Origin of the sequence: Microbacterium flavum, assembly GCF_018717645.1 — a bacterium.
GTDB lineage: Bacteria > Actinomycetota > Actinomycetes > Actinomycetales > Microbacteriaceae > Microbacterium > Microbacterium flavum.
In genome coordinates this window covers 114,255-135,420 of the sequence record NZ_JAFLHG010000002.1, presented here as the reverse complement: position 1 = coordinate 135,420, position 21,166 = coordinate 114,255, and the positions used below count along the sequence as shown (strand labels likewise).

At 65.9% G+C, this 21,166-nt stretch carries 14 protein-coding genes and 3 rRNA genes; 1 reads left to right on the top strand and 16 read right to left on the bottom strand.

Annotated elements, in window-relative coordinates; genetic code table 11:
- The 15 genes from recN to tyrS form a co-directional block, all read right to left on the bottom strand.
- Positions 1-1,704, bottom strand: a complete 1,704-nt coding sequence (gene recN, locus J0P97_RS02660; RefSeq protein ID WP_215486230.1) for a DNA repair protein RecN — start codon at positions 1,702-1,704, stop codon at positions 1-3.
- Positions 1,701-2,639: an NAD kinase gene (locus J0P97_RS02655; protein WP_215486229.1), complete on the bottom strand. Its 939-nt coding sequence runs from the start codon at positions 2,637-2,639 to the stop codon at positions 1,701-1,703. The genes recN and J0P97_RS02655 overlap by 4 nt, the downstream gene beginning before the upstream one ends.
- The gene (locus J0P97_RS02650; RefSeq protein WP_215486228.1) at positions 2,636-3,457 is read right to left on the bottom strand and encodes a TlyA family RNA methyltransferase; all 822 of its coding nucleotides are present in this window, start codon (positions 3,455-3,457) and stop codon (positions 2,636-2,638) included. Before J0P97_RS02650 ends, J0P97_RS02655 begins: the two co-directional genes overlap by 4 nt.
- Positions 3,454-3,627 (bottom strand): hypothetical protein, encoded by a 174-nt coding sequence (locus J0P97_RS02645; protein ID WP_215486227.1) that lies wholly within the window; start codon positions 3,625-3,627, stop codon positions 3,454-3,456. Before J0P97_RS02645 ends, J0P97_RS02650 begins: the two co-directional genes overlap by 4 nt.
- Before the next feature lie 16 nt (positions 3,628-3,643).
- The gene (locus J0P97_RS02640; protein ID WP_215486226.1) at positions 3,644-4,684 is read right to left on the bottom strand and encodes an HAD-IIA family hydrolase; all 1,041 of its coding nucleotides are present in this window, start codon (positions 4,682-4,684) and stop codon (positions 3,644-3,646) included.
- Positions 4,684-5,544: a hypothetical protein gene (locus J0P97_RS02635; protein ID WP_308163372.1), complete on the bottom strand. Its 861-nt coding sequence runs from the start codon at positions 5,542-5,544 to the stop codon at positions 4,684-4,686. The genes J0P97_RS02640 and J0P97_RS02635 overlap by 1 nt, the downstream gene beginning before the upstream one ends.
- Before the next feature lie 831 nt (positions 5,545-6,375).
- Positions 6,376-6,492, bottom strand: a 5S ribosomal RNA gene (rrf, locus tag J0P97_RS02630).
- A 102-nt stretch (positions 6,493-6,594) separates the two neighbouring features.
- Positions 6,595-9,698, bottom strand: a 23S ribosomal RNA gene (locus J0P97_RS02625).
- 377 nt (positions 9,699-10,075) lie between these two features.
- A 16S ribosomal RNA gene (locus J0P97_RS02620) occupies positions 10,076-11,599 on the bottom strand.
- The 16S, 23S and 5S rRNA genes sit together here, the layout of an rRNA operon.
- Positions 11,600-12,376: 777 nt before the next feature.
- Positions 12,377-13,504, bottom strand: coding sequence for a substrate-binding domain-containing protein (locus J0P97_RS02615; protein WP_215486225.1), 1,128 nt, complete (start codon positions 13,502-13,504; stop codon positions 12,377-12,379).
- A gap of 61 nt (positions 13,505-13,565) precedes the next feature.
- On the bottom strand, positions 13,566-14,903 hold the full coding sequence (gene mmsB / locus J0P97_RS02610) for a multiple monosaccharide ABC transporter permease (protein ID WP_215486224.1): 1,338 nt from the start codon (positions 14,901-14,903) through the stop codon (positions 13,566-13,568).
- The gene (mmsA, locus tag J0P97_RS02605; RefSeq protein ID WP_215486223.1) at positions 14,900-16,447 is read right to left on the bottom strand and encodes a multiple monosaccharide ABC transporter ATP-binding protein; all 1,548 of its coding nucleotides are present in this window, start codon (positions 16,445-16,447) and stop codon (positions 14,900-14,902) included. The genes mmsB and mmsA overlap by 4 nt, the downstream gene beginning before the upstream one ends.
- Before the next feature lie 130 nt (positions 16,448-16,577).
- On the bottom strand, positions 16,578-17,660 hold the full coding sequence (locus J0P97_RS02600; RefSeq protein ID WP_215486222.1) for a LacI family DNA-binding transcriptional regulator: 1,083 nt from the start codon (positions 17,658-17,660) through the stop codon (positions 16,578-16,580).
- Positions 17,661-17,705: 45 nt separating this feature from the next.
- Positions 17,706-18,512, bottom strand: a complete 807-nt coding sequence (locus J0P97_RS02595) for a DUF4184 family protein (RefSeq protein ID WP_215486221.1) — start codon at positions 18,510-18,512, stop codon at positions 17,706-17,708.
- Positions 18,513-18,519: 7 nt separating this feature from the next.
- The gene (gene tyrS / locus J0P97_RS02590) at positions 18,520-19,824 is read right to left on the bottom strand and encodes a tyrosine--tRNA ligase (RefSeq protein WP_215486220.1); all 1,305 of its coding nucleotides are present in this window, start codon (positions 19,822-19,824) and stop codon (positions 18,520-18,522) included.
- A gap of 92 nt (positions 19,825-19,916) precedes the next feature.
- Between tyrS and J0P97_RS02585 the strand changes: the two genes are divergently transcribed.
- Complete coding sequence (locus J0P97_RS02585; RefSeq protein WP_215486219.1) at positions 19,917-20,501, top strand: hypothetical protein; 585 nt, start codon at positions 19,917-19,919, stop codon at positions 20,499-20,501.
- Between the two features lie 25 nt (positions 20,502-20,526).
- Here the strand turns inward: J0P97_RS02585 and J0P97_RS02580 are convergent, their stop codons facing one another.
- Positions 20,527-21,159, bottom strand: coding sequence for a SatD family protein (locus tag J0P97_RS02580; RefSeq protein ID WP_215486218.1), 633 nt, complete (start codon positions 21,157-21,159; stop codon positions 20,527-20,529).
- Positions 21,160-21,166 lie beyond the last annotated feature (7 nt).

Here is a 21,166-nt window from a genome sequence, read left to right as displayed (position 1 = left end):
TCATCCTATCAGTCTTGTACGGCCGAGGCTCAGGAGCTCCCGAGCGTGTTCGAGTGCGGCCGACGAATCGGTGAGTCCGGAGAGCAGTCGGGCCATCTCCGCCTCGCGCTCCTCGCCGTCGAGAGCGCGCACGCTGGATGCCGTGACCGACCCGTCGCTGGACTTCACGACGCTCAGGTGGTTGTTCGCGAACGCGGCGACCTGAGCCAGATGGGTCACGACGATCACCTGACTCGTCCGCGCGAGCACGGCCAGCCGCCGACCGACCTCGATCGCGGCGGCACCGCCGATGCCGGCATCGATCTCGTCGAAGACGAACGTGGGGACGCTGTCCGTGCCGGCGATGACGACCTCGATCGCGAGCATCACGCGGCTGAGCTCGCCTCCCGACGCGCTCCGCGCGACCGGGCGCGGTTCGGCGCCGGGATGGGGGGCGAGCAGGATCGTGACGTCGTCACGGCCCGCGGCGCTGGGCGCGCCCGGGTCGACGGCGACGACGACGCGGGCGTCGGGGAGGGCGAGGGCGCGCAGCTCCTCGGTGACCGCGTCGGACAGGCGTGCAGCGGCCGCGGTCCGCGCGGCGGTGAGGGCGGATGCGGCGGCATCCATGCGCTCGTCGGCGGCATCCGCCGCGGCGCGGAGCCGCTCGGCGCGATCGCCGTCGTCATCGAGGTCAGCCAGGCGCAGGGCGCCCTCCTCGCGCAGGGCGAGGGCGGATTCGAGGGTGCCGTGGGTCCTGACGAGAGCTCCGATCGCGGATCGGCGCTCCTCGACGGCGGCGAGCTCGTGCGGCCCCGACTCGTCGAGGTCCGCGAGGTACCCGCTGAGCTCGGTCGCGAGGTCCGATGCCCGGTATCCGAGGTCCTCGAGGGTGTCGGCATGCGCCTGCAGGACGGGATCGCTCGCCGCGGCGCGCTCGAGGGCACGCCGAGCCTCGGCGAGGAGGCCGACGACGTCGGGGGCATCCTCGTCGCTCGAAAGCGCTCCGTGTGCGAGCGCACCGGCGAGACGGAGATCCTCCGCATGCGCGAGCCGCTCGGCGCGAGCGGCGAGCTCGACGTCCTCACCCGGCTGGGGGTCGACGGTCTCGAGTTCGGCGAGGTCGGCGCGCAGCTGGGCGGCCTCGCGCGCGCGCTCCTCGCGCCGCTCGGTGAGCTCGGTGAGCTCGGCGGCCAGGCGACGCGCGGATTCGTAGGCGTCGCGGTAGGCCTCGCGGGCGGTCGTGATCTGCGCGCCCCCGAACCGATCGAGCGCGTCGCGTTGGGCGCCCGAGGACCTCAACCGCAGCTGATCGGATTGCCCGTGCACGGCGACCAGATGCTCGGCGAGTTCCGCGAGCACGCCCGCCGGCGCCGTCCGCCCGCCGACGCTCGCGCGGCTGCGGCCCTCGGCGGTGACGGTGCGCCCGAGGTACAGCTCGGCCCGCCCCTCTCCGATCGGCTCGACCTCGCCGCCGGCATCCGCCACGCGTTCGGCGACCGCGCCGGTCTCGGGGATGACCCACACGCCCTCGACCGCCGCCTGGGCCGCTCCCGCGCGGACGGCACCCGCGTCGGAACGGGCTCCCATGAGCAGCCCGAGTCCGGTCACCACCATCGTCTTGCCGGCGCCGGTCTCCCCTGTGATCGCCGTGAACCCCGGCCCCATGGGGAGCGTCGCCCGCGCGATGACTCCGAGATCCTGCAGAGTGACCTGCTCGATCATGCGGCACCGTCGGGGAGCGGCGTCTGCGGGTCCGGCCCGCGCCACCCTGCGACGGGCAGCTGGAACTTGCGGACGAGCCGGTCGGTGAACGGCGCCGGGTGGAGGCGGGCGAGGCGCACGTGGCGGGACGAGCGCCGCGCCACGACGCGCGCGCCGGGCGGAAGGTCATGCGAACGGCGCCCATCGCACCACAGGATGCCGATGCCGTCGGTGCGGGCGAGGACTTCGATCGCGACCGTCGCCTCGGGGCCCACGACCAGGGGACGCGCGAAGAGCGCGTGCGCCGACAGCGGGACGACGGCGATGGCCTCGACCGTCGGCCAGATCACGGGGCCCCCGGCAGAGAAGTTGTACGCGGTGGAGCCGGTCGGCGTGGAGATGACGACGCCATCGCATCCGAAGCTCGACAGCGGGCGGCCGTCGATCTCGATGACGACCTCCATCATCCGCTCGCGGGATGCCTTCTCGACGGTGGCCTCGTTCAGCGCCCACGTGTCATAGATCGTCGTGCCTGTCGCGTCGATGACCTCGACGGCGAGGGCCATCCGCTCCTCCACGCCGTAGTCGCGGTCGATGACACGGCGGATCGCGTCGTCGATGACGTCGGCTTCGATCTCGGCGAGGAACCCCACGTGGCCCATGTTGATCCCGAGGATGGGCGCCGTGCCCTCACGGACGAGCTCGGCCGCACGCAGGATGGTGCCGTCGCCGCCGAGGACGATGGCGACCTCGAGCGCGGTGACCGTGACGTCGACGCCGAGCGTCGCGATCGGGCCGACGTCGCCGAGGGCGTCGCGCAGCTCGTCGTCTCCGTCGGGGAGGACGGGGTGCGCGCCCGCCGCGAGCAGCATGGCGATGACGCGCCGCGCCGCGAGCACCGTGTCGTCGCGCCGTGCGTGAGCGACGACGAGGATCTCACGTCGGTCCTTCGTCATCTCGCTCCCGCCAATCGGTTCACGCTCTCCAGATATTCTGTCGGATTGCCGCCCGCGCCCGGACCGCCCCGTCCGGCGCCGGGGCGCAGGTGCACGAGGTATTCGCTGTTGCCGTGAGTGCCCGCGATGGGAGAGGCGATGGCGCCGTACGTGCCGAGGCCCGCATCCCACGCCGCCCACAGCACACCCATCACGGCGTCGGCCCGAGCGGCAGGGTCGGTGACGAGTCCCTCCCGCACCCCCGTGCGACCCACCTCGAACTGAGGTTTGACCAGGAGGATCAGGTCGGTGCCCTCGCCCGAGACGGCGGCCGCCGCAGGCAGCACATACGTCAGGGAGATGAAGGAGAGGTCGGCGGTGATCACGTCCGGCTTGACCGGTCCTCCGGCGGCATCCGCAAGGGTGGCAGGGGTCATGTAGCGGACGTTGAACCCCTCGATGACGGTCACGCCGTCGTCTGCGGCCACCTCGGGCGCGAGCTGACCGTGTCCGACGTCGACCGCGAGGACGCGGACGGCGCCACGCTCCCGGAGCACCTGCGTGAACCCGCCGGTGGATGCGCCCATGTCGAGGCACACCCGTCCGGCGACCTCGACGTGGAAGGCATCCAGGGCGGCGAGGAGCTTGTGCGCGGCGCGACTGACGTAGTGGTCGGATGCCGCGACGGCGACCTCCTGCGACTCCTCGACGCGGGCGGCGGGTTTGACGACCGGTCGTCCGTCGACGGAGACGAGACCCGCCTCGATCAGCTGGGCAGCGTGGGTACGAGAGCGCGCGAGCCCACGCGCGGCGACGGCGGCATCCAGGCGCGCTGTCACGCGGATCCGTCCCGCGGTCCGGCATCCAGCCGTCTCGCGAGCTCGTCGTGGAGCGCGGCGTACGCGGTGGCACGCTCCGCGAGCGGCTGCTCTTCGATCACCTCGAGCGTCGACAGGAGATCCTCGCGGCGTGCGCCGGCATCGGCGGCGTTGGCGGCATCGAAGGACATGCGTCCACGATACGCGTCAGGGGCGATGGAACGGGTCAGCGTAGAGCGCCTCGGGCACGCGGAACCCGTAGATCGCACGGCCGGTCGCCCAGATGGCGGCAGCGCCGGCGCGCACGAGATCGATCGGCCGGTCACCCGCGGACACGATGTGCACGTCGGGTCCATCGATGCGCACCGCGGCCTCACCGACCCGGGTCACGTCCCCCGAGACGAGCGTCGCGGGGTAAGGCTCGTGAAGCTCGCGGAGATCGCCGACGATGAACGTCGGACGCGAGGTGGTCGGTGCCGCCAGCACGTGCTTCGGTCGGTCGATGCCGGTGAGGACGAGTACCGACGCGATCCCCGCGCTCTGCGCACCGGCGATGTCGGTGTCGAGCCTGTCGCCGATGAAGAGCGGATGCCGCGCGGCGAATCGATCGACCGCCTCGTCGAAAATGGGGCGCTCCGGCTTCCCCGCGACGATAGCGAGCCGTCCCACGGCGGTGTGCACGGCCGACACGAGCGTGCCATTGCCCGGTGCGATCCCTCGAGCCTGAGGGATCGTCCAGTCCGTGTTCGTCGCGATCCAGGGGATTCCGCCCTCGTCCTCCGGTGTCGCCAGGGCGTAGGCGGCCTCCGCGAGGTGCGCCCAGCCGACATCGGGGGCGAACCCCTGAAGCACGGCCGAGGGGGCGTCGTCCGCGCTGCGGGTGACGGCGTAGCCGGCCTTCTCGAGCTCGAACACGAGGCCATCGCCCCCGACGACGAGGACGGTCGCACCGGGCGCGACCCGTTCGCGGAGCAGGCGCATGGCCGCCTGCGGGCTGGTCACCACATCCTCGGGCATCGTGCGGGTGAGCCCCAGCTCGCGCAAGTGCTCGGCGACCGTGGCATCCCGTCGTGAGGCGTTGTTCGTGATGTACCCCAGCCGTCGCGTCTCACCCGCGCGGTTCAGGCTCTCGACGGCGTGCGGCAGCGCGTGAGCGCCGGCGTACACGACGCCATCCAGGTCGGCCAACACGGTGTCGACCCCATCGAGCGGGGTGGGCTCCGCCTCGCGGCGCGAGAACAGCCCCATCAGCGATCGAGCTCGTCGGACGCGTCATCGACGCCGGCCTCGACGAGGATCTCATCGACCTCATCCTGCACGCTCGGCTCCGACACGACTAGCTCCGACACGACCGGCTCCGACACGACCGGCTCGGCGGCAGCGGGGATCTCCGCGTCGGCGTCGACGGGCTGGGGATCGTCGATCTCAGCGGAAGCGCGCGGCTCGTCGTCGAGGACCAGTTCTTCGATCTCGTCGACCACGATCACCTCTCGATCAGCGTCAACCGCATCGATGGCCGATTGGGCGATCTGCGCACGTCGCATCCACTCCCCTGCCTCGTCGACCCGACCGAGCTCCTCCAGAACGGCGGCGCGCGCGGCGAACAGCCCCGCGCTCCACGAGAATGCGCGGTCCGGGTCGAGCTCGGGGATGTCGAGCTCCTGCAGGGCACGCTCGTTCTCGCCGAGATCCAATCGAGCCCCGGACATCGCGATCGCGAGCTCGACGCGAACGTCGACGGGCAAGGCGCTGCGATCGACGGCACGTCCCACCTCGAGGGCGCGGTCGGGACGTCCGACCCCCCGCTCACTGTCGACGAGGAGAGCGATCTGGTCGTCACGCCCCGAGATGCGGCGGAATGTACGCAGTTCGCGCACCGCGAGGGCGAAATCGCCGATCGCGTACGCAGTGATCGCCACCGTCTCGCGGACGATCGCTATCCGTCCCGCGCTGCGTGACGCCGCGAGCGCGTGCTCGTGGGCGAGTGCCGGGTCCTCGTCGATGAGTCGTGCGGCCATCGCGAGGTGCCGCGCGACCTGCTCGGCGTTCTCCTTGCTCAAGGTCTTGAGCTCGTTGCGTGCGGCCCCGTTGAGGTCCTGGGGCGTCACGTCGTCGGGAAGCTCGGGTCCTGCCGGCCCCGTGCGCCGGTCAGAGCTCTGCGGCGGCCGCGACGTCCGGCGGTCACCCGCGTCCCGGGGCGGATACGACTTCCGCTCGCCATCGCGGGGCGGATACGAGCGACGCTCACCATCACGCGGCGGATACGACTTCCGCTCGCCATCGCGGGGCGGATACGACTTCCGCTCACCGTCGCGGGGCGGATACGACTTCCGCTCACCGTCGCGGCGCGGATACGACTTCCGCTCACCGTCGCGGGGCGGATACGACTTCCGCTCACCGTCGCGCGGCGGATACGAGCGACGCTCGCCGTCACGCGGCGGGTACTGCTTTCGCTCGCCATCGCGGGGCGGGTACGAGCGACGCTCACCGTCACGCGGAGCGTACGACTTCCGCTCACCATCGCGCGGCGGATACTGCTTCCGCTCGCCATCGCGGGGCGGGTAGGAGCGACGCTCACCGTCACGCGGAGCGTACTGCTTCCGCTCACCGTCACGGGGAGCGTACGACTTCCGTTCACCGTCACGCGGCGGATACGACTTCCGCTCACCATCGCGCGGCGGATACTGCTTCCGCTCGCCGTCGCGGGGCGGGTACTGCTTCCGCTCACCATCGTGCGGCGGATACGACTTCCGCTCCCCGTCGCGCGAGGAGTACGGCTTCTTCTGGCCATCACGCGAGCCACGCGGGGATCCGCTTCCGGCTGCCGATCGCCGCGGCTCATCCTCACGCGGTCGTTGTTCGTCAGCCATGGCTGCATCCTTTCATGCCCGTAAACGAGAAAAGGCCACCCAACATTGGGTGGCCTTTTCACGAAAGAAGTCCGGCGGTGTCCTACTCTCCCACAGGGTCCCCCCTGCAGTACCATCGGCGCTGTGAGGCTTAGCTTCCGGGTTCGGAATGTAACCGGGCGTTTCCCTCACGCTATGGCCGCCGAAACACTATTGATGTTTCAGTCTGCATAACAATAGTCATTGTCATGCGGTTCTCGACCGTACATCGAGAACCACTCAGTGGACGCAAGCACCTAAAACGGTGATGTTATCAAGTCATCGGCTTATTAGTACCGGTCAGCTTCACGCGTTACCGCGCTTCCACATCCGGCCTATCAACCCAGTAGTCTGGCTGGGAGCCTCTCGCCCGAAGGCATGGAAATCTCATCTTGAGGCCGGCTTCCCGCTTAGATGCTTTCAGCGGTTATCCATCCCGAACGTAGCTAACCAGCGGTGCTCTTGGCAGAACAACTGGCACACCAGAGGTTCGTCCAACCCGGTCCTCTCGTACTAGGGTCAGATCCTCTCAAATTTCCTACGCGCGCAGCGGATAGGGACCGAACTGTCTCACGACGTTCTAAACCCAGCTCGCGTACCGCTTTAATGGGCGAACAGCCCAACCCTTGGGACCTACTCCAGCCCCAGGATGCGACGAGCCGACATCGAGGTGCCAAACCATGCCGTCGATATGGACTCTTGGGCAAGATCAGCCTGTTATCCCCGAGGTACCTTTTATCCGTTGAGCGACAGCGCTTCCACAAGCCACTGCCGGATCACTAGTCCCGACTTTCGTCCCTGCTCGACCTGTCAGTCTCACAGTCAAGCTCCCTTGTGCACTTACACTCGCCACCTGATTGCCAACCAGGTTGAGGGAACCTTTGGGCGCCTCCGTTACTTTTTGGGAGGCAACCGCCCCAGTTAAACTACCCACCAGGCACTGTCCCTGAACCGGATTACGGTTCGAAGTTAGATATCCAGAGTGACCAGAGTGGTATTTCAACAATGACTCCACAAGAACTGGCGTCCCTGCTTCAAAGTCTCCCACCTATCCTACACAAGCCACACCGAACACCAATACCAAGCTGTAGTAAAGGTCACGGGGTCTTTCCGTCCTGCTGCGCGTAACGAGCATCTTTACTCGTAGTGCAATTTCGCCGAGTTCGCGGTTGAGACAGTTGGGAAGTCGTTACGCCATTCGTGCAGGTCGGAACTTACCCGACAAGGAATTTCGCTACCTTAGGATGGTTATAGTTACCACCGCCGTTTACTGGGGCTTAAATTCTCAGCTTCGCCTTGCGGCTAACCGGTCCTCTTAACCTTCCAGCACCGGGCAGGCGTCAGTCCGTATACATCGTCTTGCGACTTGGCACGGACCTGTGTTTTTAATAAACAGTCGCTACCCACTAGTCTCTGCGGCCTCCAAACGCTTTCGGAGCAAGTCCTAATACGTCGAAGGCCCCCCTTCTCCCGAAGTTACGGGGGCATTTTGCCGAGTTCCTTAACCACGATTCTCTCGATCTCCTTGGTATTCTCTACCTGACCACCTGAGTCGGTTTGGGGTACGGGCGGCTAGAACCTCGCGTCGATGCTTTTCTTGGCAGCATAGGATCACCCAATTTTTATCCGCATCGTGTCTCAGCCTATGTGAGAGACGGATTTGCCTATCTCTCGGCCTACGCACTTGCCCCGGGACAACCATCGCCCGGGTTGGGCTACCTTCCTGCGTCACACCTGTTAATACGCTAACCGCACCAGAATGGGGTCGTACGCTAGGCCCAACGCTTCACCCCGAAGGGATCCGTCAATGGGATTCAGATACTTAGCACTACTGGATTAGCTTGGGCGGTTCTTCGCCGGTACGGGAATATCAACCCGTTGTCCATCGACTACGCCTGTCGGCCTCGCCTTAGGTCCCGACTTACCCAGGGAAGATTAGCTTGACCCTGGAACCCTTGGTCTTTCGGAGGACATGTTTCTCACATGTCTTTCGCTACTCATGCCTGCATTCTCACTCGTGTGGCCTCCACGGCTGGTTCACACCGCCGCTTCGCTGGCCACACGACGCTCTCCTACCCATCAACACGGCTGGACCACGAAGGCCTACCAATAATGTCAATGCCACAACTTCGGTGGCGTGCTTGAGCCCCGTTACATTGTCGGCGCGGAATCACTTGACCAGTGAGCTATTACGCACTCTTTCAAGGGTGGCTGCTTCTAAGCCAACCTCCTGGTTGTCAAAGCAACTCCACATCCTTTCCCACTTAGCACGCGCTTTGGGACCTTAGTTGGTGGTCTGGGTTGTTTCCCTCTCGACTATGAAGCTTATCCCCCACAGTCTCACTGCTGCGCTCTCACTTACCGGCATTCGGAGTTTGGCTGACGTCAGTAACCTTGTAGGGCCCATCGGCCATCCAGTAGCTCTACCTCCGGCAAGAAACACGCAACGCTGCACCTAAATGCATTTCGGAGAGAACCAGCTATCACGAAGTTTGATTGGCCTTTCACCCCTATCCACAGCTCATCCCCTCAGTTTTCAACCTAAGTGGGTTCGGTCCTCCACGACGTCTTACCGTCGCTTCAACCTGGCCATGGATAGATCACTTCGCTTCGGGTCTAGGACACGCGACTGAATCGCCCTATTCAGACTCGCTTTCGCTACGGCTACCCCACACGGGTTAACCTCGCCACGTATCGCTAACTCGCAGGCTCATTCTTCAAAAGGCACGCTGTCACCCCTGCTAGGGAGGCTCCAACGGTTTGTAAGCAAACGGTTTCAGGTACTATTTCACTCCCCTCCCGGGGTACTTTTCACCTTTCCCTCACGGTACTTGTCCGCTATCGGTCATCTGGGAGTATTTAGGCTTATCAGGTGGTCCTGACAGATTCACACGGGATTTCTCGGGCCCCGTGCTACTTGGGATACTCTTCGCGCCAAGTGAGGCATTTCGACTACGGGGTTCGCACCCTCTATGACCTGGCTTTCAATCCAGTTCGTCTATACCTTCTTGTCACGCTGGCTGCTCGGCAGAGCAGCCTGAAAAGTCCCACAACCCCGAATACGCAACTCCTGCCGGATATCACACGTACTCGGTTTAGCCTGTTCCGGTTTCGCTCGCCACTACTAACGGAATCGCGGTTGCTTTCTCTTCCTGTGGGTACTGAGATGTTTCACTTCCCCACGTTCCCTCTACCCGCCCTATATATTCAGGCGGGAGTCACTGGGTCGGCACGCCGCCCAGCGGGGTTTCCCCATTCGGACATCCTCGGATCAAAGTGTGCTTATCCACTCCCCGAGGCTTATCGCAGATTGCTACGTCCTTCTTCGGCTCCAGATGCCAAGGCATTCACCGTTTGCTCTTAAAGACTTGAAATCACATGAGTTTGAATCGTCAATTGAAATTGACTAATGATCTTTAAGATCATCTTTCTGAACCGACCGAAGTCGGTTCAAAGATGCTCGCGTCCACTGTGTAGTTCTCAAAGTACGGGCGGTACCCTCTCCGCGGCCGGCGCTGCCGGCATCAGAAAAGGTCCTGAGGTTGGTTGCGCTTTCGCGCACCCGGTCCCTCAGGACCCAACAGCGTGCATGTGCCGGTTCTCTCCGCTCGAACGTTCCAGACCCGAAGGCCGTACTTGCTCGAGGTTCGATCCTCGGCACCTCGTCAAATGTTCCACCCATGAGCTAACCGGCGAGAACGTTCGTCTCGATCCGGCGCCTGGACACCCGAGGGTGCCAGATGCTCCTTAGAAAGGAGGTGATCCAGCCGCACCTTCCGGTACGGCTACCTTGTTACGACTTAGTCCTAATTACCGATCCCACCTTCGACGGCTCCCTCCACAAGGGTTGGGCCACCGGCTTCAGGTGTTACCGACTTTCATGACTTGACGGGCGGTGTGTACAAGACCCGGGAACGTATTCACCGCAGCGTTGCTGATCTGCGATTACTAGCGACTCCGACTTCATGAGGTCGAGTTGCAGACCTCAATCCGAACTGGGACCGGCTTTTTGGGATTCGCTCCACCTTACGGTATTGCAGCCCTTTGTACCGGCCATTGTAGCATGCGTGAAGCCCAAGACATAAGGGGCATGATGATTTGACGTCATCCCCACCTTCCTCCGAGTTGACCCCGGCAGTATCCCATGAGTTCCCACCATTACGTGCTGGCAACATAGAACGAGGGTTGCGCTCGTTGCGGGACTTAACCCAACATCTCACGACACGAGCTGACGACAACCATGCACCACCTGTTTACGAGTGTCCAAAGAGTTGACCATTTCTGGCCCGTTCTCGTATATGTCAAGCCTTGGTAAGGTTCTTCGCGTTGCATCGAATTAATCCGCATGCTCCGCCGCTTGTGCGGGTCCCCGTCAATTCCTTTGAGTTTTAGCCTTGCGGCCGTACTCCCCAGGCGGGGAACTTAATGCGTTAGCTGCGTCACGGAATCCGTGGAATGGACCCCACAACTAGTTCCCAACGTTTACGGGGTGGACTACCAGGGTATCTAAGCCTGTTTGCTCCCCACCCTTTCGCTCCTCAGCGTCAGTTACGGCCCAGAGATCTGCCTTCGCCATCGGTGTTCCTCCTGATATCTGCGCATTCCACCGCTACACCAGGAATTCCAATCTCCCCTACCGCACTCTAGTCTGCCCGTACCCACTGCAGACCCGAGGTTGAGCCTCGGGATTTCACAGCAGACGCGACAAACCGCCTACGAGCTCTTTACGCCCAATAATTCCGGATAACGCTTGCGCCCTACGTATTACCGCGGCTGCTGGCACGTAGTTAGCCGGCGCTTTTTCTGCAGGTACCGTCACTTTCGCTTCTTCCCTGCTAAAAGAGGTTTACAACCCGAAGGCCGTCGTCCCTCACGCGGCGTTGCTGCATCAGGCTTGCGCCCATTGTGCAATATTCCCCACTGCTGCCTCCCGTAGGAGTCTGGGCCGTGTCTCAGTCCCAGTGTGGCCGGTCACCCTCTCAGGCCGGCTACCCGTCGACGCCTTGGTGAGCCATTACCTCACCAACAAGCTGATAGGCCGCGAGCTCATCCCTGACCGAAATTCTTTCCAACTGCTGAAGATGCCTTCGCAGTTCGTATCCGGTATTAGACGCCGTTTCCAGCGCTTATCCCAGAGTCAGGGGCAGATTGCTCACGTGTTACTCACCCGTTCGCCACTGATCCGGTGGAGCAAGCTCCACCTTCACCGTTCGACTTGCATGTGTTAAGCACGCCGCCAGCGTTCATCCTGAGCCAGGATCAAACTCTCCATAAAGAAATGTTGCTGCGATCAGCCGGAAATTGACTGAACGAGCGAGTTTGAACTGACCAAAGGGATGTCATTGCTGACTATCCGTTGCCGGCACCGGAGTGCCGGACTTTGATCCAAAGGAATCTCATTCAGCCGAAGCTGAATCGAGGTTATTTGGCATTTGACAAGTGCACGCTGTTGAGTTCTCAAGGATCGGATGCTCCTGCTGCTCGGCCTCTCAGCCTCACCCGCAGGGCAACTTCTCTATCTTACACTTCGTGTTCCGCTTGTCAAATCGGCGTTTCCGACGTGATGTCGGACGCGATGACACGCATTTCACGAAGCTAGATCGGCGACTCGGCGTTCGGCTTCAAGCCGGCCCGCCGGGCAACTTCTCTATCTTATCCCTCTCGCTCTGCGTGTCAAATCGGCTGTCTGTGACTGATTTGGCGTCTCCAGCAGCACTCTTCGACAGCTTCCGAGGAGTGGGATCCCATCCTAGACCCGGAGGTCATGTTCTCTCAAACGAAAGGTTTGGGATGGGGTGGTTCTCCGCTTGAGGGGGCGAGGCCTTCCGGCTCTTCGCTCTTCCCTGTGGGGCGAACAAGTAATAAGTTACGGGGATCCCGGGGATCGGGCAAATCGAGCTCGCATCCCGGGCGTGTCGCGCGGCTCACTCGCGGGACAATCGCCCGGTCGCGGGCGCGAAACGGGCGCCTCTGCGCTCCCCCTCCCCCGGCCCGACGACGAACGGCCCCCGCTCCGAGGAGCGGGGGCCGTTCGCCTGTGGGCGGTGCGGTCTTACTGCGCAGCCTTCACGATGTCGAGGAGCGTCGGGTTGTTGGCGTATGCCTCGGCCGCGTTCTCCTTCGTCACGATGACGGGCTTCAGCAGGTACGCGGGCACGACCTTCACGCCGTTGTTGTACTGCTCCGTGTCGTTGACGTCGACGTCCTCGCCCTTCTGCAGCTGACCGATCATCTTGATGGTCTGCTCCACGAGAAGCGAGGTGTCCTTGTTGATCGTCGAGTACTGCTCGCCGGCCATGATCGACTTCACGGACTCGACCTCGGAGTCCTGCCCGGTCACGGTGAACGTCGAGATGTCCTTGCCGGCCTGCTTCACCGAGGTGATGATGGCGCGGGCGAGGGTGTCGTTCGGCGAGAGGACGCCGTCGATCGTCGCGGACGTGTAGTTCGCGGCGAGCAGCGAGTCCATGCGGCTCTGCGCATTCTCCGCCTTCCAGCCCTGCGTCGCCGTCTGGGCGATCGCGGTCTGACCCGAGACGACCTTCAGCGTGCCGTCGTCGATCTTCGGCTGCAGCACCTTCATGGCGCCGTCGAAGAACACCGCCGAGTTGGCGTCGTCGGGGGAACCCGAGAACAGCTCGACGTTCCACGGCGCCGCGTGGCCCGAGCGCTTCGCCAGCCCGTCGAGGAGGGCCTGACCCTGCAGCTCGCCGACCTTGAAGTTGTCGAACGCGACGTAGTAGTCCACGTTCGGCGTGTTCTCGATCAGGCGGTCGTACGCGATGATCTTCACGCCGGCATCTGCTGCCTGCTGGAGCTGCGTCCCGAGCTGCTTGCCGTCCTTGGCACCGATGACGATGACCTTGGCGCCGTTGGTGATCATGGCCGAGATCTGGTTCTGCTGCTCGGCGACCGTGTTGGACGCCGGGGCGTACTGGACGTCGCCCTTGAAGCCGGCTTCCTTCAGCCCGTCTTCGAAGAGCTTGCCCGCGAGGACCCAGTTCTCCGAGGTCTTGTCCGGAAGAGCCACACCGATCGTGGAATCCGCCGCGAACCCGGCCGATGCGCCGGCGTCGCCGGAGGCGCTGGGGTCGGCCGTGCGGCCGGAGCCGGAGCAGCCGGTGAGGGCAAGCGCCGTGACGGTCGCCAGGGCGGCCGCTGCGAGTGCGATCTTCTTCATTGATCCATCACTTTCTCTTGGTTGGTAGGGAGGGGAAGGTCGACAGGCGCCGACCGGCACGTCAGACCTTCGGAAGGTCGGCGGGCTGACTGGACTCGTTCGCGCCCGACGGCACGACGAGGGGGATTTCGGGAAGGACCTCGGCACCCTTTTCGCGACGGCGCATCATCAAGCCGATGATCGACGGCCCGCCGCGGCGCTTGCTGATCACGTCGACGGCGACCGCGAGAAGGAGCACGAGGCCCTTCACGATCGAGACCGCATCGGCGCCGGCGCCGACGAGCTGGAGTCCGTTGTTGAGGAACGCCATCACGAGACCGCCGATGATCGAGCCGATCACGGTGCCGATACCGCCGGACACCGCGGCCCCGCCGATGAAGACGGCGGCGATGGCGTCCAGCTCCCACCCGTTGCCGTCCTGCGGACCGGATGCCGTGGCGCGGCCGATGTAGATCATTCCCGCGACGGCGGCCAGCACCGACATGTTCATCATCACGAAGAAGTCGATTCGGCGATCCTTCACGCCCGACAGGCTGGCGGCCAGTCGGTTGCCGCCGACGGCATAGATGTGCCGGCCGAACACCGTGCTGTTGGTGAGGAAGGAGTAGATCACGACGAGGACCAGCAGGATCACGCCCGAGATCGGGAAGCTCGTTCCGGGCCGACCGGTCGCGAACAGCCATGCCGCCCACAGGATGACGGCGCTCAGGATGACGACCTTCACCACGGACACCCACACCGGTGCGCGCTCCGCATCGATCTTCGCCTGCTGGCGACGCAGCCGCCACTCGTTGTAGACGATCCAGCCGACCCCGATCAGGCCGAGCACCATCGTCAGCACGTTGAAGTCCACCGGGATCGGCAGCTCCCACAGGTACCCCGAGCCGATGAAGCTGTACGCGGGAGGCACCGGGATCGTGGTCGACTGCCCGATCGCCTGGTTGGCGCCGCGGAAGATCAGCATTCCGGCGAGGGTCACGATGAAGGCTGGGACCCCGACGTAGGCGACCCAGAATCCCTGCCACGCGCCGGCGAGCGCCCCGACGACGAGGCCGATGGCGATCGCGAACGGCCACGGCACGTTCCACTCGCTCATCGACTTCGCCACGATGATGCCGACGAAGGCGGCCACCGATCCGACGGAGAGGTCGATGTGCCCCATGATGATCACCATCACCATGCCGATCGCGAGGATCAGGATGTACGACTGCTGGCTGACCACGTTGATGAGGTTCTGCGAGGAGAGCGTCTTCCCGCCGGTCCAGATCTGGAAGAACAGGACGATCGCGATCAGGGAGCCGAGGATGCCGAACTGACGTCCGGTCGATCCGGATCCGAACATCTTCCGGATGTCGGAGAGTCCACCGCCCTGTCGCGGCTTCGAGGTGGTGTCGGTCATGCTCTCGCCTTCGGTCGGGAGGAGGTCATGCTGCGCATGAGGTTTTCGGGAGTGGCTTCGGAGGCCGGGATGTCATCCGTGATCTGACCCTCGAAGACGGTGTAGATGCGGTCGGCGATGCCGAGGAGCTCGGGCAGCTCGCTCGAGATGAGGATCACGCCCTTCCCCTGGGAGGCCAGCTGCTGGACGATCGTGTAGATCTCGTACTTGGCCCCGACGTCGATGCCGCGGGTGGGCTCGTCGAGGATGAGGAGGTCGGGGTCGGTGAACATCCACTTCGCCAGCACGACCTTCTGCTGGTTGCCACCGGAGAGCTTGGACACGCCGACATCCACGGAGGGCGTCTTGATGCGCAGACGCTTGCGGTAGTCCTCGGCGACGTCGTTCTCCGCGTAGGGGTCGACGACGCCGCGCCGCGAGATCTTGCCGAGCTTCGCGGCGACGATCGACCGCTTGATGGTGTCGAGGAGGTTGAGCCCGAGCACCTTGCGGTCCTCGCTGACGTAGGCCAGGCCGTGGGAGATCGCGGACTGCACATCCTTGAGGACGACCTCCTGACCGTCCTTGATCAGCGTTCCGGAGATGTACTTGCCGTACGAGCGGCCGAAGATGCTCATCGCGAGCTCCGTGCGGCCGGCTCCCATGAGCCCGGCGAGGCCGACGATCTCCCCGCGGCGCACCACGATGTTCGAGCCCTTCGCCACGAGACGCTCGGCGACCTGAGGGTGCTGGATCGTCCAGTCGCGCACCTCGAAGAACACTTCGCCGATCCGCGGCGTGCGATCGGGGAAGCGGCTCTCGAGCGAGCGGCCGACCATGCCGCGGATGATGCGGTCCTCGTCTACGCCGCCGGAGCGGAGGTCGAGGGTCTCGATCGTGCGACCATCGCGGATGATCGTGATCTCATCGGCGATCTGCTCGATCTCGTTGAGCTTGTGGCTGATGATGATCGACGTGATGCCCTTGCCCTTCAGCGAGAGGATCAGGTCGAGCAGATGCTGCGAGTCGTCCTCGTTGAGGGCGGCGGTCGGCTCGTCCAGGATGAGGAGCTTGACCTCCTTCGCCAGCGCCTTCGCGATCTCGACGAGCTGCTGCTTGCCGACGCCGAGGTGCTTGATCTGGGTGTCGGGGTCCTCCCGCAGGCCCACGCGGGCCAGCAGGTCGATCGCACGGATCCGCGCCTCGGACCAGTCGATCACTCCCCCGCGGGCGATCTCGTTGCCGAGGAAGAGGTTCTCGGTGATCGAGAGCTCGGGGATGAGGGCGAGCTCCTGGTGGATGATCGCGATCCCCGCCTGCTCGCTCGCGCGGATGTCACGGAACTCCACGAGCGCACCGCGGAACCAGATCTCACCCGCGTAGGTGCCATGGGGGTAGACCCCGGAGAGCACCTTCATCAGAGTCGACTTGCCGGCGCCGTTCTCCCCGCAGATGGCGTGGATCTCGCCTGCTCCCACGGTGATGGAGACGTCGTTCAGCGCCTTGACGCCGGGGAACTCCTTCGTGATGGAGCGCATCTCCAGGATGGGCACTGCATCAGTCATCACGCCCGACCTCCTCGTCGTCCGAATCGCAGCGGCTTCCGCGCCGCCGATGTGACCGTTCACATCGCTTGAACATCGTGCACCCTGGCGGGCGTCGTGTCAATCGCGCCGAGGGGCCGTTACCGAAGCGTCATCTGCGGCGTGGAGCCGGAGGCGCGGTGGACGCCCGCACGACGAGTTCGGGCGTCAGATCGCCCGGGGGCGCGGCTGGGCCGGCGGCATCCCGCAGCGCTCCCGCGTCCGATTCCAGCGCGGCGAGGAGCGCGTCGATCGCCCTCTCCCCCAGCTGTGCGAAGTGCTGGTGCACGGTGGTCAGAGGCGGCCACCCGTGACGAGCGAGCGGGATGTCGTCGAAGCCAACGACGCTCATCTGCCCCGGAAGGTCGAGGCCCACGTCGCGGAAGCCGTGGAGCAGTCCCAGCGCCATCGCGTCGTTGGCCGCGAAGACGGCGGTGAAGTCGAGGCGATGGGAGAGCTCGAGCGCCGCACGGTAGCCGAAGTCGGCGGTCCAGTCGCCGAGGATCGGCGGGCGCGTCGGCAGATCGGCATCGGAGATGGCGTGCAGGTACCCCCGCATCCTGCTCTCGGCCTCGATCCAGTCCTGGGGACCGGCGACGTGCAGGATCTCCACGTGGCCGAGGCCGATGAGGTGCTCGGTGGCGAGCCGCGCGCCGCGGAGCTGATCCTCGGCGAGCTCGGCGACGCCGCGCTCCGCCGTGTGCAGTCCGAGGAAGGGGATGTCGACGTCGAGCTCCGCGAGGACGTCGAACACACGCACCTGCGGCGCATGGACGATGATGCCCTCCACGGACTGACGTCGCAGGTGCTCCACCGCCGCGCGGATCGTCTCGGGGCGCGTGTCGCTCAGGTAGGCCGAGTTGACCCAGTAGCCGCGACGACGGGCGGCATCCTCCACGGCGGCGAGTGAGGAGGTCGGACCGTACTCGCCTCGCGACCCGAGGATCACGCCGAGGGTGCGCGACCGGCTCGTGACGAGAGCGCGCGCCGCCTGGTTCGGTCGATACCGCAGCTCCGCCATGGCATCCAGCACCCGCTGCTTGGTCTCGGGCCGGATCGAAGGATGGCCGTTCAGCACGCGCGAGACGGTCTGGTAGGACACGTCGGCCACGCGGGCGACATCGCGGATGCTCGCCGTGCGCGTGCGTTCCTCGCCTGTCGTCACGGCGCCCTCACCTTCGATGTGCACGTTCACATTACATGCCGGCGTGCTTCCGGGCCCTTCCTTCCCACGAAGCGATCAGGCTTCCCGGGTCGTCGGCGTCGGGTCTTCCGCGCCGCGCCGTCGCACCTGCACGACGATGCACACGATGACCGTGAGCAGTCCCCACAGCGCGCACGCCGGCGGCAGCACGAGGTACGCGAGATGCTGCGGCGTCCACTCCGCGGTGAACGGGCCGCGCGCGGCCGCACCGAGCACCCACGCCGCGATCAGGAAGGCCGGGAGCGACGCCCACCACGCCGGCCGTACCCAGGAGGGCAGGCTCGGAGAGAACGAGGCGCGGGGGCGCTTCCGCAGCCAGAGGATGCCGGCGACGGCGAGCATGAGCAGTCCCAGGACGCCAGAGGCGTACTGCACCCACTTGTAGCCCAGGAGCGGACCCCAGCGCTCATCCAGCGCGGGGATCGCGCTGACCCCCGCACGCCCTTCATGGGTGAAGGCGTCCCACACGATGTGCGTGACGACCCCGAGGATGAGGGACGCGGCGATCCAGAGCGCGGCGAGGGGGGCACTCCGGCCGGGGAGGACGCCGCGGACGGCGGCGGCTCCCGTGGCATCCCACTGCGGCGGCAGACGGCGGGCGATCGGCCGCGGGGTCAGCTCTCGCACCGCGGGGCGCAGCAGCAGGTACCAGAGGGCGAGCAGGACGAGAGCCACGAGGGAGGAGACGGCGACGTTCGTGTGCGTCACCTGGTAGCTGAGGGGCGTCCCGCGCAGGAAGAGCGGCAGGTCGGGGGTCATCGACCCGATCGCGATCGCGGCCGGCAGGAGGGGCGTCCGGACGAACGGCAGTGCGACGACGGCGTGCGACGGGGTGAACGGCACGCCGAGGTCAGCCGACGAACAGGCCGGCGAGCGTCTTCTTGCCCCGGCGCAGAACGGAGACGCCACCCGGCAGGCCGCCCGTGACGGTCGCCGCCTCGTCGTCGACCTTGTCTCCGTCGAGCGAGACGCCGCCCTGGGCGATCGCCCGCCGCGCTTCGGACAGGCTCGAGACCAGACCGGTGTCGACGAGCGCCTGGGCCACCGTCGTCCCGAGCGCGACCTCGGCGTGCGGAAGCTCGCCGAGCGCGCTGCGCAGCGTCGCCGCGTCGAGAGCGGTGAGGTCCCCCGAGCCGAAGAGCGCCTCGGATGCCGCGATCGCCTTCGCCGTGGCATCCGCGCCGTGAACGATGGTGACGACCTCCTCGGCCAGGCGCTTCTGCGCGGCGCGGCGGAACGGCTCCGCCTCGACGAGAGCGGCGTACTCCTCGATCTCGGCACGAGTGAGGAAGGTGAACACCTTGAGGCGCTCGATGACGTCGCCATCCGCCGTGGACAGCCAGAACTGGTAGAACGCGTACGGGCTGGTGAGCTCGGCATCGATCCAGATCGCGTTGCCCTCGCTCTTGCCGAACTTGGTCCCGTCGCTGTTCGTGATGAGCGGGGTCCCGATCGCGTGGACGCTCACGCCTTCCACGCGGTGGATGAGATCCGTGCCGCTCGTCAAGTTGCCCCACTGGTCGGAGCCGCCCGACTGCAGGACGCAGCCGTACTGACGGTAGAGCTCGAGGAAGTCCAGGCCCTGGAGGATCTGGTAGCTGAACTCGGTGTAGCTGATCCCCGCCTCGGAGTTCAGCCGCGCACTGACGGCGTCCTTCTTGAGCATGGTGCCGACCCGGTAGTGCTTGCCGATGTCGCGCAGGAAGTCGATCGCCGACAACGGCGCCGTCCAGTCGAGGTTGTTCACCATGCGCGCGCCGTTCTCGCCCTCGAAGCTGAGGTACTGCTCGACCTGGGCCCGGAGCTTCGCGACCCACTCCGCGACGGTCTCGCGGGCGTTGAGCGTCCGCTCCGCCGTCGGGCGCGGGTCGCCGATGAGCCCGGTCGACCCGCCGACGAGGCCGAGCGGCTTATGGCCCGCGAGCTGCAGGCGGCGCAGGAGCAGAAGCTGCACGAGGTGGCCCAGGTGAAGGCTCGGCGCCGTGGGGTCGAAGCCGCAGTAGTACGTGATCGGGTCGCCGGACAGGAGCTCGCGCAGAGCCTCGCGGTCGGTGGACACGTGCACGAGGCCACGCCAGACGATCTCATCCCAGACGTTCTCGAACGTCGGGTCGATGGCGGGCGCCAGCGCGCTCACGGAGACGGTTTCAGACACGCGATCCAGGCTATCAGCGCACGGCGGGCGTGCCCGGTGGACGGGCGAGCCGCCTTCCGGGTCGTGTCCGCAGGCCGTGCGAGACTGAACGCATGCGCGCGGATGCCTGGGTCGACACGATCTTCTCGATCGTCCTCGCCGCTGTCCTGGTCTCCGTCCTCGTACTCGCGCTCATCGCGACCCGACGCCCGACCGGTCCGCTGGTGGTGACGGCGGGCGCGCTCGCCGTCGCGGGTCTCGTGGCCGTCGCCGTGCTGCGGTGGGGAGCTCCCGCGCCCCTGGCCGCCCTGATCGCGCTCCTCGCCGTCGCGGCAGCGACCGTCGGAGGCGACCCCTTCGTGCGCTGGGTGCTCGACATCGCGGACGGGGGACGCACGCCCGAAGGGTCGCGCGGTGGCATCCTCGTCGAGCTCATGCACGAGCGGGCCGCCGCTCCCCGGCAGGAGGAGATCCTCCGCGGCGGCACGACGATCGGCTACCTGGAGCGCCTCGCTGCCGCCCTCAGTCTCGTGGTCGGCTTCCCCGCGGCCATCGCCGTGATCGTCGCGCTCAAGGGCGTCGGTCGGTTCAGCGAACTCGCGACCCCTGCGGCTCGCGAACGGTTCATCGTCGGCACTCTGGCCAGCCTGCTGTGGGCATGCACGGTCTCCGGGGTCGCCGCGTTGGCGGTCCACTGATCCTCCCCGGAGCGCGCGACGGAGGTCAGCGCGCGCGACGCAGGAGCCGGAACCCCTCGACGACGGCGGCGGCGCCGGCGGTCGCGAGGGCCTGGGAGACCGCGGACTGCGTGATCCCCTCCTGCTCGGCGAGTGCCGCCTGCGTCGTGCCGAGCAGGCGACCGTAGGCGAGCCGGCGCGTGCGAGGTGTCATATCGCTGACCAGCTGATCACGGGAGAGCAGGTAGGCGTTGGCGAGGTCGACGGCCGCCTCATCCTCCCCCGGCGCGGCCGCCACTCCGGTGCGAAGGCCCGGGATCGCCCTGCTCTGCAGCCCATGGACGCGCTCGATCGCGGCGCGCGCCGCCCACCAGCCCGGGCCTTCGGCGAGCGCTCCGGCCCGGGAGGGGATGTCTCCCATCGGCCCGACGCCGATGCCGTAGCGGCATTCGACCCCGTCCGGGAGGGCGAGTCGGAGGAGCAGGAGGCCGCACATCGCGTCGGGCAGCGAGGGATAGGTTCCCTGCAGTTCGTCTCCCACCACGGGAACGAGCGGTCGCTCGGCCAGCGGGAGGTCTCGCTCGATCCGCAGGACGGCGTCGTCGATCGCTGCCTGCGCAGCGGCGCGGTCGTCCATGGAACGGGAGCCGACGATGTCGGCGATCACGGCGATGCCCATGACGTCA